At 74.3% G+C, this 11,721-nt stretch carries 13 protein-coding genes; 6 read left to right on the top strand and 7 right to left on the bottom strand.

The annotated features are described in order from the left end of the window. Nucleotides 1-46: 46 nt before the first annotated feature. The 3 genes from ACFV4F_RS39925 to ACFV4F_RS39935 all read right to left on the bottom strand — a co-directional run bounded on the left by ACFV4F_RS39925 (nucleotide 47) and on the right by ACFV4F_RS39935 (nucleotide 2,814). Nucleotides 47-1,867 (bottom strand): NHL domain-containing thioredoxin family protein, encoded by a 1,821-nt coding sequence (locus ACFV4F_RS39925; protein ID WP_380510333.1) that lies wholly within the window; start codon nucleotides 1,865-1,867, stop codon nucleotides 47-49. Between the two features lie 68 nt (nucleotides 1,868-1,935). Next, a complete protein-coding gene (locus ACFV4F_RS39930; RefSeq protein ID WP_380510336.1) occupies nucleotides 1,936-2,448 on the bottom strand; it encodes a GNAT family N-acetyltransferase in 513 nt (170 codons plus the stop codon). Nucleotides 2,449-2,466: 18 nt separating this feature from the next. Next, nucleotides 2,467-2,814 (bottom strand): helix-turn-helix domain-containing protein, encoded by a 348-nt coding sequence (locus ACFV4F_RS39935; protein WP_359968625.1) that lies wholly within the window; start codon nucleotides 2,812-2,814, stop codon nucleotides 2,467-2,469. A gap of 98 nt (nucleotides 2,815-2,912) precedes the next feature. Here ACFV4F_RS39935 and ACFV4F_RS39940 point away from each other — a divergent pair, with 98 nt between their 5' ends. Both ACFV4F_RS39940 and ACFV4F_RS39945 read left to right on the top strand, forming a co-directional pair. Then, nucleotides 2,913-3,797, top strand: coding sequence for an NAD(P)-dependent oxidoreductase (locus ACFV4F_RS39940; protein ID WP_380510339.1), 885 nt, complete (start codon nucleotides 2,913-2,915; stop codon nucleotides 3,795-3,797). A gap of 23 nt (nucleotides 3,798-3,820) precedes the next feature. Continuing rightward, nucleotides 3,821-4,393 carry a GNAT family N-acetyltransferase gene (locus ACFV4F_RS39945; RefSeq protein ID WP_380510342.1) on the top strand — a complete coding sequence of 191 codons (573 nt, stop codon included), beginning with the start codon at nucleotides 3,821-3,823 and terminating at the stop codon, nucleotides 4,391-4,393. 45 nt (nucleotides 4,394-4,438) lie between these two features. Here ACFV4F_RS39945 and ACFV4F_RS39950 read toward each other — a convergent pair whose 3' ends face one another. Further along, entirely contained in the window at nucleotides 4,439-5,494 is a 1,056-nt protein-coding gene (locus ACFV4F_RS39950) for an aldo/keto reductase (protein WP_380440706.1), read from the bottom strand. A 178-nt stretch (nucleotides 5,495-5,672) separates the two neighbouring features. Here ACFV4F_RS39950 and ACFV4F_RS39955 point away from each other — a divergent pair, with 178 nt between their 5' ends. The 3 genes from ACFV4F_RS39955 (at nucleotide 5,673) to cutA (ending at nucleotide 8,210) form a co-directional block, all read left to right on the top strand. After that, complete coding sequence (locus tag ACFV4F_RS39955) at nucleotides 5,673-6,629, top strand: hypothetical protein (RefSeq protein WP_380510345.1); 957 nt, start codon at nucleotides 5,673-5,675, stop codon at nucleotides 6,627-6,629. A 193-nt stretch (nucleotides 6,630-6,822) separates the two neighbouring features. After that, entirely contained in the window at nucleotides 6,823-7,722 is a 900-nt protein-coding gene (locus ACFV4F_RS39960) for a class I SAM-dependent methyltransferase (protein ID WP_380510348.1), read from the top strand. Between the two features lie 83 nt (nucleotides 7,723-7,805). After that, nucleotides 7,806-8,210 carry a divalent-cation tolerance protein CutA gene (cutA, locus tag ACFV4F_RS39965; protein ID WP_380510351.1) on the top strand — a complete coding sequence of 135 codons (405 nt, stop codon included), beginning with the start codon at nucleotides 7,806-7,808 and terminating at the stop codon, nucleotides 8,208-8,210. A gap of 35 nt (nucleotides 8,211-8,245) precedes the next feature. On the opposite strand, the gene metG is transcribed toward cutA, so the two are convergent. The 3 genes from metG to ACFV4F_RS39980 all read right to left on the bottom strand — a co-directional run bounded on the left by metG (nucleotide 8,246) and on the right by ACFV4F_RS39980 (nucleotide 11,177). Continuing rightward, nucleotides 8,246-9,973 (bottom strand): methionine--tRNA ligase, encoded by a 1,728-nt coding sequence (gene metG / locus ACFV4F_RS39970; RefSeq protein WP_380440698.1) that lies wholly within the window; start codon nucleotides 9,971-9,973, stop codon nucleotides 8,246-8,248. 134 nt (nucleotides 9,974-10,107) lie between these two features. Continuing rightward, the gene (locus tag ACFV4F_RS39975; RefSeq protein ID WP_380440696.1) at nucleotides 10,108-10,326 is read right to left on the bottom strand and encodes a DUF397 domain-containing protein; all 219 of its coding nucleotides are present in this window, start codon (nucleotides 10,324-10,326) and stop codon (nucleotides 10,108-10,110) included. Continuing rightward, complete coding sequence (locus ACFV4F_RS39980; protein ID WP_380510353.1) at nucleotides 10,323-11,177, bottom strand: helix-turn-helix domain-containing protein; 855 nt, start codon at nucleotides 11,175-11,177, stop codon at nucleotides 10,323-10,325. Before ACFV4F_RS39980 ends, ACFV4F_RS39975 begins: the two co-directional genes overlap by 4 nt. A 308-nt stretch (nucleotides 11,178-11,485) precedes the next feature. Between ACFV4F_RS39980 and ACFV4F_RS39985 the strand changes: the two genes are divergently transcribed. Continuing rightward, on the top strand, nucleotides 11,486-11,641 hold the full coding sequence (locus tag ACFV4F_RS39985) for a hypothetical protein (RefSeq protein WP_380440693.1): 156 nt from the start codon (nucleotides 11,486-11,488) through the stop codon (nucleotides 11,639-11,641). The last annotated feature ends 80 nt before the right edge of the window (nucleotides 11,642-11,721 follow it).

An 11,721-nucleotide genomic window follows, 5' to 3' on the forward strand; every position in this document is an offset into this window, starting at 1 on the left:
GGCCCGACGGGAGACTCCCGTCGGGCCCTTCCGCACGTCCTGCGGGCTACTCCATGCCCGCGAGCACCAGCGGCAGGCGGCGGGCGCCGTCGGCGACCAGCTTCACCGGCACGCCCCAGTCCTGCTGGTGCACGTGGCAGGCCGGGTACTCGATCTCCGGGTCGTCGTCGCAGGAGGCGGCCATCGCCGACACGTGCAGCACGCCCTCGGCGACCTCGCCGGAGAGGACCAGCTCGCGCGAGAGGTCGGAGTCCGCGCCCGCGCCCGAGACCAGCAGCTCCGGCGGCGTGGAGCTGACCAGCAGCCGGGTGGACGGACCGTAGCGCTCGTCCAGCTTCTGGCCGCTCGGCGCGGAGAAGACCACGTCCACCCGGAACGGGCCCGGCGCGACCTCGGTGGCCGCGCGCTGGGTGCGGTGCGCGACCGACTCGACCCGCACCGCCTCCTCGGGCAGCCGCAGCCTGGTCAGCCGGTGCCGGGCCGACTCGACCACGACGATGTCCTCGTCCACCAGGACGGCCCCGGACGGCTCGCGCAGGTCGGTGGCCAGCGTGCTCACCTCGCCGGTCGCCGGGTCGAAGCGGCGCAGCGCGTGGTTGTAGGTGTCGGCGACGGCCACCGAGCCGTCCGGCAGGACGGTGACGCCCAGCGGGTGCTGGAACAGGGCCTGGTCGGCGGCGCCGTCGCGGTGGCCGAAGTCGAACAGGCCGGTGCCGACGGCCGTCTCGACCGTCTTGGTTTCACGTGAAACCCAGCGGAGCGCCGAGGTCTCGGAGTCGGCGACCCAGAGCTTCTCGCCGTCCGCGGAGACCGCGAGGCCGGACGGCTGGGCGAACCAGGCCTCGTCGGCAGGCCCGTCCACCAGGCCCTCGTTGGTCGTGCCGGCCGCGACGGCGGCCGTCCCGGCCGCCGGGTCGTACGCCCACAGCTGGTGCACGCCGGCCATGGCGATCCACACCCGGCCGTCGAACCAGGCGACGTCCCACGGCGAGGAGAGGTCCAGCTCGCGGGCCGGGCCCTCGGTGGCCGAGCCCTGCCACCACTGGCGGCCGGTGCCGGCCAGCGTGGTGACGTGGCCGTCGGCCAGCCGGACGCCGCGCAGGGCGTGGTTGACGGTGTCGGCGACGATCACGTCGTAGTCGTACGGGTGGCCCTCGGGCAGCAGCACGAGGCCCTGCGGCTCGCTGAACCGCGGGTCGGTGCCGTCCACCAGGCCGCGCTGCCCGTCGCCGATCCGGCGCACCACCGTCTCGCCGTCCTCGGCCAGCTCGACCAGCGAGTGGTGGCCGGAGTCGGCGACCAGGAAGTGGCCGTCGCCCAGGCGCACCGCCTTGCCCGGGAACTTGAGGTCCCCGGCGGTCGGCTCCGGCGCCACGTACGGGCCGTCGCCGCGGCGGAGCGTGCCCTTGGCGGCGTGCTCCTCCTCCAGCTCCTCCACCAGCCGCGCGATCGCGTGCGCGTGGCCCTCGCCGGCGTGCTGGGCGACGACGTACCCCTCGGGGTCGATCACCACGAGCGTCGGCCAGGCGCGCACCGCGTACTGCTTCCAGGTGACGAGCGCCGGGTCGTCCAGGACCGGGTGGTGCACCTCGTACCGGGCGACGGCGTCGACGACGGCCTGGTGGTCGGCCTCGTGCACGAACTTGGGCGAGTGCACGCCGACGATCACCACGGTGTCGCGGTGCTTCTCCTCCAGCTCGCGCAGTTCGTCGAGGACGTGGAGGCAGTTGATGCAGCAGAAGGTCCAGAAGTCCAGGACGGTGATCTTGCCCCGGAAGTCGGCGAGGGTGAGCTCCTTGCCGCCGGTGTTCAGCCAACCGCCTGCGCCGACCAGCTCGGGGGCGCGTACTCGTGCACGTGATGCCATGGCTGTATCCAACCCCATCGGGTGGGGGTGGCATTCCGGGGAGGGTGGGGCAGGGGGTGGCGGTGGGGTCAGGCGGCCGGGCCGACGCGTGCCTGCCAGCGGGTCTCGCCGTCCTGCTGCTCGGCGGTCGGGGTGAGGCCGAGGGCGCGGGCCACGGCGGCGGAGGCGTGGTGGTCGGGGTGGATGTGGGCCGTCACGGTGGTGATGCCGGCGGCGGTCAGGTGGGCGAGCAGGGTGCGGGCGGCCTCGGCGGCGAGGCCGCGGCCCTGCCAGGGCGTGCCGACCACCCAGGCGAGCTCGGCGCCGTCCCCGCGGACCGTGGCCTGGACGTAGCCCGTGAGGCGGCCGTCGGCGCGCAGGCGCAGCGCCCAGTTGCCCCAGGTCTCGGCGGGGTCGGGGGAGCCGGCGGCGAGCCGGGCGTAGCGGGTGCGCAGGGCGTCGGCGCCGTCCGGGGTGCCGCCGGTGAAGGCGTGCAGGGCCGGGTCGGCGAGGGCGGCGGCCATCTCCTCGGCGTGTTCGGGCCGCAGCGGGACGAGGTCGAGGCGTTCGCCGTGCAGGGTGGCGGTGGTGTCGGGGTGCATGGGTCCGTTCGGGGCCTTTCAGTGCGGGTGCGGGCTCGTGCCGAGGACGTGGTCCCGTCCCCACGCGCCGAGTGGCGCCAGCGCCGCGTTGAGGCGCGTGCCGGCGTCGGTCAGCGTGTACTCGACCCGGGGCGGGACCTCGTCGTGCGCCTCGCGGTGCACGATCCCGTCCGCCTCCAGTTCGCGCAGGTGGGCGGCGAGCACCTTCTCGGTGATGCCCGGCACCAGGCGGCGCAGCTCGCCGAAGCGGCAGCCGGGGCGGGCGTCCAGCGCCCAGAGGATCAGCACCTTCCACTTGCCGCCGATCACGTCCATCGCGGCGTCGATCCCGCAGACGTACGCCCCCGGCCTCGGCACGGTCGCCATGCCCCCACCCCTTCCGACCTCGTCGCTCACCCCAGGGTAACCACCCACTTCCACGTGCGTACTTGATCGTCAACGGTGCCGCGAAGAGGCTGATTCCCATGGGAAGCACCGAAGTTGAGAAGACCCCCGTCACCCTGCTCGGGCTCGGCGCCATGGGCACCGCCCTGGCCCGTGCCTGGCTCGCCGCCGGGCACCCGCTGACCGTCTGGAACCGCGGCCCGGCCAGGGCCGGGGTGCTCGCCGCCGAGGGCGCGGTCGTCGCCGCGAGTGCCGCGGAGGCCGTCGCGGCCAACCGGCTGGTGGTCGTGTGCCTGCTCGACGACGCCTCCGTGGCGGAGGCGCTGGACGACGCGGACCTCGCCGGGAAGGACGTGGTCAACCTGGTCACCGGCACCCCCGCCCAGGCCCGGGCCCGCGCCGGGTGGGCCGCCGGGCGCGGCGCGCGCTACCTGGACGGCGGGATCATGGCCGTCCCGCCGATGATCGGCGTCCCGGCGGCCGGGCCGTACGTGTTCTACAGCGGTTCGTCCGCGCTGTTCGAGGAGCACGCGGAGGTGCTCGCCGTGCCGGCCGGCCCGCGGTACGTCGGGGCGGACCCGGGGCACGCGGCGCTGCACGACGTGGCGCTGCTCAGCGCGATGTACGGGATGTTCGCCGGGGTCGCGCACGCGTTCGCGCTGGTCAGGGCGGAGGGCGCGGTCACGCCCGGCGACCTCGCGCCGCTGCTGGCCGGGTGGCTGACGGCGATGACCGGGTCGATCGCCAGGACGGCGGACCAGCTGGAGAGCGGCGACTACGCCAAGGACGTGGTCTCGAACCTGGCGATGCAGGTGGCCGGGCGCCGGACGCTGCTGGGCACGGCCGAGGAGCAGGGCGTGAGCGACGAACTCCTGGCGCCGTACTTCCGGTTGATGGAGCGCAGGCTCGCGCTCGGCGGCGGTGAGGAGGACCTGGCGGGGGTGGTCGACCTGCTGCGGGGCTGAGGCCCGGCCGGTAACGTACCGGCATGGCTGACCTTGAAGAACGCGCCAACGTCGTCGCGTCCGGTGCCCGGCAGACCGGGGCGGGGGTGCCGGTCCGCCGGCGCCGCGTCCCGGACCTCGCCGAATGCGTCCGGCTGCTGGGCGACGTCCACGCCACCGACGGCTACCCGTCCGACTGGCCCGACCGCCCCGCCGCCTGGCTCACCCCCGAGGGGCTCCTCGCCGCCTGGGTGGCCGAGGCGGACGGCCGCATCCTCGGGCACGTCGCCCTCTCCCGCAGCGCCCCGGGGGACGCCGCCCCGGGGCTGTGGAGCCGCCGCACCGGCGCCCGGCCCGAGCTCACCGCCGTGGTGAACCGGCTGTACGTCGCCCCCGCCGCGCGCGGGCGGGGCGTCGGGGCGCGCCTGCTGGCGAACGCGCTGACCCACGCGCGGGCGCTCGGACTGCACCCGGTCCTCGACGTCCTCGCCACCGACGCGGCGGCGGTGGCCTGCTACCGGCGTCTCGGCTGGACCTGGCTGGGCAGCGCCGACCAGCAGTGGGGCGGCGGACGGACCGTCGTCGTGCACTGTTTCGCGGCGCCCCGGGAGCCGTGAGGGCGGCGGGGGAGCCGGCGTCACCGGCTCCCCCGTGGGGGCCCGTCAGTCCGCGGAGCGGTCCGCGGCGGGGCGGCGGCGCAGCGCGGGGGTGGTGAGTGCGGGCGGCTGCCAGACGCCGTCCGCCCGGTAGAGGTCGGTGCCGGGCGGGACGATCGCGTCGATGCGGTCGAGGGTGGCGTCGTCGAGGACGAGGTCGGCGCCCTTGAGCGCGGATTCGAGCTGCTCCATCGTGCGCGGGCCGAGGATCACCGAGGTGACGGCCGGGTGCGCGAGCGGGAAGGCGACGGCCAGCTCGGGGAGCGTGCGGCCGAGGTCCTCGGCGAGGGCGGTGAAGGCCTCGACGGCGTCCAGCTTGGCCTGGGTGAGCGGCAGTTCCGGGTCGAAGCGGCCCGGGTGGAGGGCGGCGCGGCCCTGCGTGAGGTCGATCGCCCGGCCCTTGCGGTAGCGCCCGGTGAGGAAGCCGCCGGCCAGCGGTCCCCAGGTCAGCGCGCCCATGCCGAGCTGCTGGACGGTGGGCAGCACGTTCGCCTCGATGCCGCGGGCGAGCAGCGAGTACGGCGGCTGCTCGGTGCGGAAGCGCGGCAGGCCGCGGCGCTCGGCGACGTGGTGGGCGTCGACGATCTGCTCGGCGGGGAAGGTCGAGCAGCCGAAGGCGCGGATCTTGCCGGCCCGGACGAGGTCGCCGAGCGCGGAGAGGGTCTCCTCCACGTCGGTGGTGTGGTCCGGCCGGTGCACCTGGTAGAGGTCGATCCGGTCGGTGCGCAGCCGCCGCAGGCTCTCCTCGACCTCCCGGACGATCCAGCGCCGGGAGTTGCCGCCCCGGTTGCGGCCCTCGCCCATCGGGAAGTGCACCTTGGTGGCGAGCACGATGTCGTCCCGGTCGCCGCGGGCGGCCAGCGCCTTGCCGACGATCTCCTCGGACTCGCCCGCCGAGTACATGTCGGCGGTGTCGACGAAGTTGATGCCGCGGTCGAGCGCGGTGTGGATGATCCGGACGCAGTCGTCGTGGTCGGGGTTGCCGATCGCGCCGAACATCATGGTGCCGAGGCAGTAGGCGCTGACTTCGATGCCGGTGCCGCCGAGGACGCGGTAGCGCATGGTGGTTCTCCCCCGAAGGTCTTGGGTGTCCCGTTCGTTGCGTCAGAGGCTAGGAGTTGGAGTGCACTCCAACGCAAGCGTCCGTCCGCGGCCCGGCGCGCGGGATCCCCCGGCGGGGGGAGCGGGTTCGTCGGGGCGGAGGAGGCCGGGGCGGGGCCGCGCGGGCGAGCGTGGGGGCATGACGAGGAACGCGTGGGGTGTGATCGGCTGGGGTGTCGCCTGTGCCGGGTTCGGGACGGGCTGCGCGCTGAGCGGGACGGAGCTGTTCGGGGCCGTCTGGCCGGGCTGGGCGGTCGCCGGGGCGGGGGTGGTCGCGGTGCCGGCCGGGGTGGCGGCTGGGGTGGCGGCTGGGGTGGCGTCGGCCCGGGGGAGGCCGGGGCCGGGGCTGCGGGCGGTGCTGTGGGGGCTGGCCGGACCGGCGGCGGTGGCGGCCTGGGGGCTGCTGACGGACGTGCTGATGCTGCTGACCGGGGAGGCCGTGGACAGCGGCCCGGGGGCGGTGCTGCACGCGCTGTCGGCGGTCGGCGTCGTGCTGCTGGTGGGTGCCACGCGCGTGCGGCCGCCCGCCGGGCACCGGGCTCCGGCGCCGGCTCCGTCGGAGGCCCCGGCGGCCGTTCAACTCGCCGCATGGGCAGGCACGTTGGCCTTCGTCCCGTACGTCGTGATGAAGCTCGACTGGGCCTTCGGCGGCAGCTTCGCGGGGATCGACGGTGCCCGGATGCGGGTGACCAACGAGCGCAACGGAGCCTCCGGGCTCTGGCTCACCCTGGAGGACTGGGGGATCGACGCCACCGCGCTGATGGCCGCGCTCGGGGTGTTCCTGCTGTGGGGCCTGGTCCGGCCGTGGGGGCAGGTCTTCCCGCGGTGGACCCTGGTGCTGAGCGGCCGCCGGGTGCCGCGCTGGCTGCCGCTCACCCCCGCGCTGATCGGGGCCGGCACGCTGGCGCCGTACGGGCTGCTGGGGGTCGGCTACCTGTCGCTGTGCACGGTCGGCGTGACGACGATCCGGACGGGCGACCTGCCGACGCCGGACGACGCGCTGATGGTGGGCTGGGTCGGGATGAGCGCGTTCGCCGTGTACGGGGTGGCGCTGGCGGTCGCGGTCCGGTCGTACTGGCGGCGCACGGGCGGCTGAGCGCGGGGCCGCGGCTGGGCCCGATTTGCGGGAACGGCAACAAAGCTTGCCGATTCGGCGGCGACGGCCGCAGCCTGGCGGTGGAGGTGACCGCGCACCGCGCGTCCGCCGCCGCGCCGACGGCCCGAGCGGGGAGGCTCCCTCCCGTACGCCGCACCACCGCACCGACGACCCCGACGATCGGAGACCCCGGATGTCCGGCCACCACCATCACCAGCCCACCAAGGGCCAGGGCCACGAGCACGGCCACGACCACGTCCCCGCCGCCGACTTCGACTGGGACGCGCTCGCCGCCCACCTGGAGCGCGAGGCCGAGCTGAAGGCCCCCGCCGTCACCGCGGCCGCCCACTGGCTGCGCGGGCTGACCGGCGGCGAGGTCCGCCGGGTGCTCGACGTCGGCAGCGGCCCGGGCGTGCTCGCCGGGCTGCTCGCCGAGGCCTTCCCGGCCGCCGAGGTGGTCGCGGTCGACCAGTCGGCGGCGCTGCTGGAGCGCGCCCGGAACCGCTCCGGCGGCCGGCTGAAGACCCGGCAGGCCGATCTGCCCGAGGAGTTCGGCAAGCTCGGCGAGGCCGACCTGATCTGGTCCGCGAACGCGATCCACCACCTCGGCGACCAGCAGACCGCGCTCACCGGCCTGGCCGGGCTGCTGCGCCCCGGCGGGCTGCTGGCCGTCGCCGAGCGCGGGCTGCCGCTGCGCTACCTGCCGCGCGACTTCGGCCTCGGCAGGGCCGGCTTCCAGGCCCGGCTGGACGCGGCCCACGAGGCGGGCTTCAGCACGATGCGCGCCGAACTGCCGGGCGCCACCGAGGAGATCGAGGACTGGCCGGCCATGCTCGGCCGGGCCGGCCTGACCCCGACCGGCACCCGGACCTTCCTGATCGACCACCCGGCCCCGCTCGCCGCCCCCGCCCGCGAGCACCTGCGCGCCCAGCTCGCCCGCCTGCACGACCAGCTCGCCGACCACCTGGACCCGCAGGACGCGGCGACGCTGGCGGCCCTGCTGGACGAGGACGCCCCGACCGGGATCCTGCACCGGACGGACGCCTTCTACCTGTCCGCGATGACGGTCCACACCGCCCGCGCGGCCCGGTAGCCCCGGAGCCCCCCCGGGGGTGGCGCCGGGACGCCGGTGCCGCCCCGGGGACCAATGCGTCCGGGGACCGGTACCGTCGCCCCATGACCGCCGACGAGCACGAGAACGAGCACGAGAACGAGCCCGGAACCGGGCTCGGAACCGAGCACGCGGACGACCCCGGAACCGCGCCCGGCTTCGTCGTCGTGACGACCACCCACGAGACCGAGGACCTGGCCCGGGCCCTGGCGTCCGCCGCCGTCCGCGAGCGGCTGGCCGCGTGCGCGCAGGTGTACCCGGTCCGGTCCGTCTACTGGTGGGAGGGCGAGGTGCAGGACGCCGAGGAGTGGCGGATCGACCTCAAGACGAGGGCCGGACTCGCCGACCGGCTGAGCGCGTTCCTCACCGGGCGCCACGCGTACGAGACGCCCGAGGTGATCGCCGTCCCGGTGGTCGCGGGCAGCCCCGGCTACCTCGCGTGGGTCACCGCCGAGACGGCCGCTCCCTGACGCCCCGCGCTCCCCGGGAGTCCGCCCGCGAGCCCCTACTCGCCGCCGAAGCGCGTCGTCCACGCCGCCAGGTCGTCGTCGGTGATCTTGGCGAACAGCACCGGCGGCACGGTGAACCCCGTCCCGGCCGGCACCAGGTCGAGCGACCGCGCCTCCTCCGGGGCGACCCAGCGCCGGGACGCCGCCGGGGAGTCGTCGGCCACGGCGAACGCGCCGCGCATCGCCGCCGCGGTGGCCGGGACGAACGGCTCCGACACCACCGCGTACAGGTGGATCAGGTTCATCGCCGTGCGCAGCGTCAGCGCCGCCGCCTCCGGGTCGGTCTTCACCTGGAGCCACGGCGCCTTCTCGTCCAGGTACGCGTTGCCGGCGCTCCACAGGGCGCGCAGGGCCTGCGCCGCCTTGCGGAAGTTGAGCGCGTCGAGCTGCGCCTCGTACTCGGCGAGGAGGCCGGCGATCTGCGCGCCGAGCCGCTCCTCCGCCTCGCCGGCGGCGTGCCCGCCGGGGACGTCGTCGCCGAAGCGCTTGCGGCTGAAGGTCAGCACCCGGTTGACGAAGTTGCCGAGGGTGTCGGCGAGGTCCTTGTTGACGACGGCGGCGAAGAGGTCCCAGGTGAAGCTGGAGTCGTCCGACTCGGGCGCGTGCGCCATCAGGAAGTAGCGCCAGTAGTCGGCCGGCAGCAGCTCCAGGGCGACGTCGGTGAAGATGCCGCGCTTCTGGCTGGTGGAGAACTTCCCGCCGTAGTACGTCAGCCAGTTGAAGGCCTTGACCTGGTCGACCTTCTTCCACGGGCGGCGCGAGCCGAGGATCGTCGCCGGGAACATCACCGTGTGGAACGGGACGTTGTCCTTGGCCATGAACTCGGTGTAGCGGACGGCGTCGTCGGCCTCGTACCACCAGGACTTCCAGTCCCGCAGCTGCCCGGCCGGGGCCGCGTCCGCCCACTCCTTGGTGGCGCCGATGTACTCGATCGGGGCGTCGAACCAGACGTAGAACACCTTGCCCTCGGCGGCCAGCTCCGGCCACACGTCGGCCGGCACCGGGACGCCCCACTCCAGGTCACGGGTGATCGAGCGGTCCTGCAGGCCCTCGGTGAGCCACTTGCGGGCGATCGACGAGGCGAGCACCGGCCAGTCGTCGGCGTGGGCCGAGATCCACTCCTCGACCTCCTCGGTCAGCTTCGACTGGAGCAGGAACAGGTGCCTGGTCTCCCGCACCTCCAGGTCGGCGCTGCCGCTGATGGCCGAGCGCGGCTCCAGCAGGTCGGTCGGGTCCAGCACGCGCGTGCAGTTCTCGCACTGGTCGCCGCGGGCCTTGTCGTAGCCGCAGTGCGGGCAGGTGCCGACGATGTAGCGGTCCGGCAGGAAGCGGCCGTCGGCGTTGGAGTACACCTGGCGGATCGCGCGCTCCTCGATGAAGCCGTTGCGCTGGAGCTCGCGGGCGATCTCCTGGGTGATCTCCCGGTTCTGCGGCGAGGAGCTGCGGCCGAAGTGGTCGAAGGAGAGGCCGAAGCCGTCGTACACCGCGCGCTGCGCGTCGTGCGCCCGTGCGCAGAACTCGGCGACCGGCAGTCCGGCCTCCTGCGCGGCGAGTTCGGCGGGCGTGCCGTGCTCGTCCGTCGCGCAGATGTACAGCACCTCGTGGCCGCGCTGGCGCAGGTAGCGGGAGTAGACGTCCGCCGGGAGCATGGACCCGACCATGTTGCCCAGGTGCTTGATCCCGTTGATGTACGGAAGGGCGCTGGTGATCAGGTGCCGAGCCATCCTGGGATGCTCCGATTTCTCCCGCACGCGCACCCCGCCCGGGGTGCCGTGCCAGGCGCAGGGTTCCACTGTGGGTGCCAAAGCCTACCGTCGCGGGTGCGGCCGGACCGTGGATTAACGGCGCGCCCCGGCGGTCAGGGCGCGCCCGGCGCCTGGAACCCGCCGAAGTCGCCGTGGCGGTCGAACTCCCCGGCCTTCACCCCCCGCACGAAGGCCGCCCACTTGCGCGGGGTGGTGCGCACGACGACCTCGGCGCTCTCCGACTCGCGGATCTCCACCAGCCCGTCGGCGGTGCGGATCTCGACGCACTCGTTGGCCTCGGCGCTCGCCGAGGACTTCTGCCAGCTGTTCATGAGGACGCTGTCTTCAGTATGGTCCGGATGAACTCCCGTGAGTCGTCGGCGCCGAGGGCGATCGCGTCGGTCTCCGTCCTGATCTCGCGGTAGGCCCGCAGGTCGGCCTCGCTGTGCACGAACTTCGGCCCCTGCGAGAGGTCGATCTGGACGGTGTCGAGCTCCGGAACGGGCCCGCGGGCGAGGTACATGCTCTCCCCGGAGCCGGGGAACGTGTCCACGCTGAACGGGATCGCGCGGATCTCCACCCCGGGGCGCTCGGAGTCCTCCAGCAGGCTGAGCAGTTGGTCGCGCAGCACGACCGGGCCGCCGAACTGCATGCGCAGCGCGGACTCGTGGACGAAGGCGGTGTACGGCTTCGGCCGTTCGACCAGGACGCGCTGGCGCTGGATCCGGAACGCGGTGCGCACGTCGGTCTCCTGCCGGGGCAGCGGCGGGCGCAGGCGCGCGAACACGGCGTTGGCGTAGGCGGAGGTCTGCAGGAGCCCGGGGATGAAACTGGTGTGCAGGATGGTGAGCGACTCGGCGTGGTGCTCCATCTCCGCGATGTCGATGATCCCGCTCGGGATGCGCCCGCGGTAGCCGTCCCACCAGTACTTGCGGCGGTCCTGGGTCATCGTGAGCAGCGCGTCGAGGTAGCGGCCACCGGTGAGGCCGCAGGTGCGCGCCCAGGCCCGGAGCCGGTCGGCGCTGATGCCGGACTTCCCGTTCTCCATCTGGGAGATCTTGGGCAGGTCGGTGCCCAGGGCGGCGGCCAGGGTCTTGGGCGTCACGCCCACGCGTTCGCGCATCTTGCGCAGCTCGATGCCAAGGCGCTGCTGGCGCACGGTCGGCGACAAGCGGGGTGGCATGACTCTCTTCTCCGGGTCGCGGGGTCCGTCGATGCTTCCGGTGAAGTGTGCCGTGCAAACCGGACCCTAGCTACCGAAACGGGGGATACCCCACGATGGAGTGAACGTCCACTCTCTCGGTAGCAAGTCTTGTACTTCGACCCTAGGGTCGAAGCCGAGTCACTCGCCGACCGGTTGTCGCCCACGGCCCATCAAGCGGCCCTGAATCCCGACCAGATGAACGGCCGGCAGGCTCGCCATCCCCGACCGGAGACACCCATGCCGCTTCCGTCGCCCCTCCGTCGTTCCCGACGCGTCCCGGTGAGCCGGTGAACGCTCTGATCGTCGCCGGCCTCTCCCTCCTGCTGCTCGCCGTGCTGTTCGTCGGCTGGCTGGTCTGGCTGGTCAACGTCCAGCCCAGGGAGCCCCGTTCGGCGAAGCCGGAGTTCGCCGCCCGGCACTCCCGCTCCGCCGACGAGAACTAGACGAGAACCAGCGGCCGGGGCCCCCGGGGGGCCGGGCCCCCCCCCGGCCCGCGGGGTACCCGCAGGCGTGGGGCCCCACG

The organism is Kitasatospora sp. NPDC059722, assembly GCF_042733235.1.
Lineage (GTDB): Bacteria > Actinomycetota > Actinomycetes > Streptomycetales > Streptomycetaceae > Kitasatospora.

Bases quoted from the DNA above. Each gene is read 5' to 3' on its own strand.
- ACFV4F_RS39925 (WP_380510333.1), bottom strand. From the start codon at position 1,867: ATGGCATCACGTGCACGAGTACGCGCCCCCGAGCTGGTCGGCGCAGGC.
- ACFV4F_RS39930 (WP_380510336.1), bottom strand. From the start codon at position 2,448: ATGCACCCCGACACCACCGCCACCCTGCACGGCGAACGCCTCGACCTC.
- ACFV4F_RS39935 (WP_359968625.1), bottom strand. From the start codon at position 2,814: ATGGCGACCGTGCCGAGGCCGGGGGCGTACGTCTGCGGGATCGACGCC.
- ACFV4F_RS39940 (WP_380510339.1), top strand. From the start codon at position 2,913: ATGGGAAGCACCGAAGTTGAGAAGACCCCCGTCACCCTGCTCGGGCTC.
- ACFV4F_RS39945 (WP_380510342.1), top strand. From the start codon at position 3,821: ATGGCTGACCTTGAAGAACGCGCCAACGTCGTCGCGTCCGGTGCCCGG.
- ACFV4F_RS39950 (WP_380440706.1), bottom strand. From the start codon at position 5,494: ATGCGCTACCGCGTCCTCGGCGGCACCGGCATCGAAGTCAGCGCCTAC.
- ACFV4F_RS39955 (WP_380510345.1), top strand. From the start codon at position 5,673: ATGACGAGGAACGCGTGGGGTGTGATCGGCTGGGGTGTCGCCTGTGCC.
- ACFV4F_RS39960 (WP_380510348.1), top strand. From the start codon at position 6,823: ATGTCCGGCCACCACCATCACCAGCCCACCAAGGGCCAGGGCCACGAG.
- cutA (WP_380510351.1), top strand. From the start codon at position 7,806: ATGACCGCCGACGAGCACGAGAACGAGCACGAGAACGAGCCCGGAACC.
- metG (WP_380440698.1), bottom strand. From the start codon at position 9,973: ATGGCTCGGCACCTGATCACCAGCGCCCTTCCGTACATCAACGGGATC.
- ACFV4F_RS39975 (WP_380440696.1), bottom strand. From the start codon at position 10,326: ATGAACAGCTGGCAGAAGTCCTCGGCGAGCGCCGAGGCCAACGAGTGC.
- ACFV4F_RS39980 (WP_380510353.1), bottom strand. From the start codon at position 11,177: ATGCCACCCCGCTTGTCGCCGACCGTGCGCCAGCAGCGCCTTGGCATC.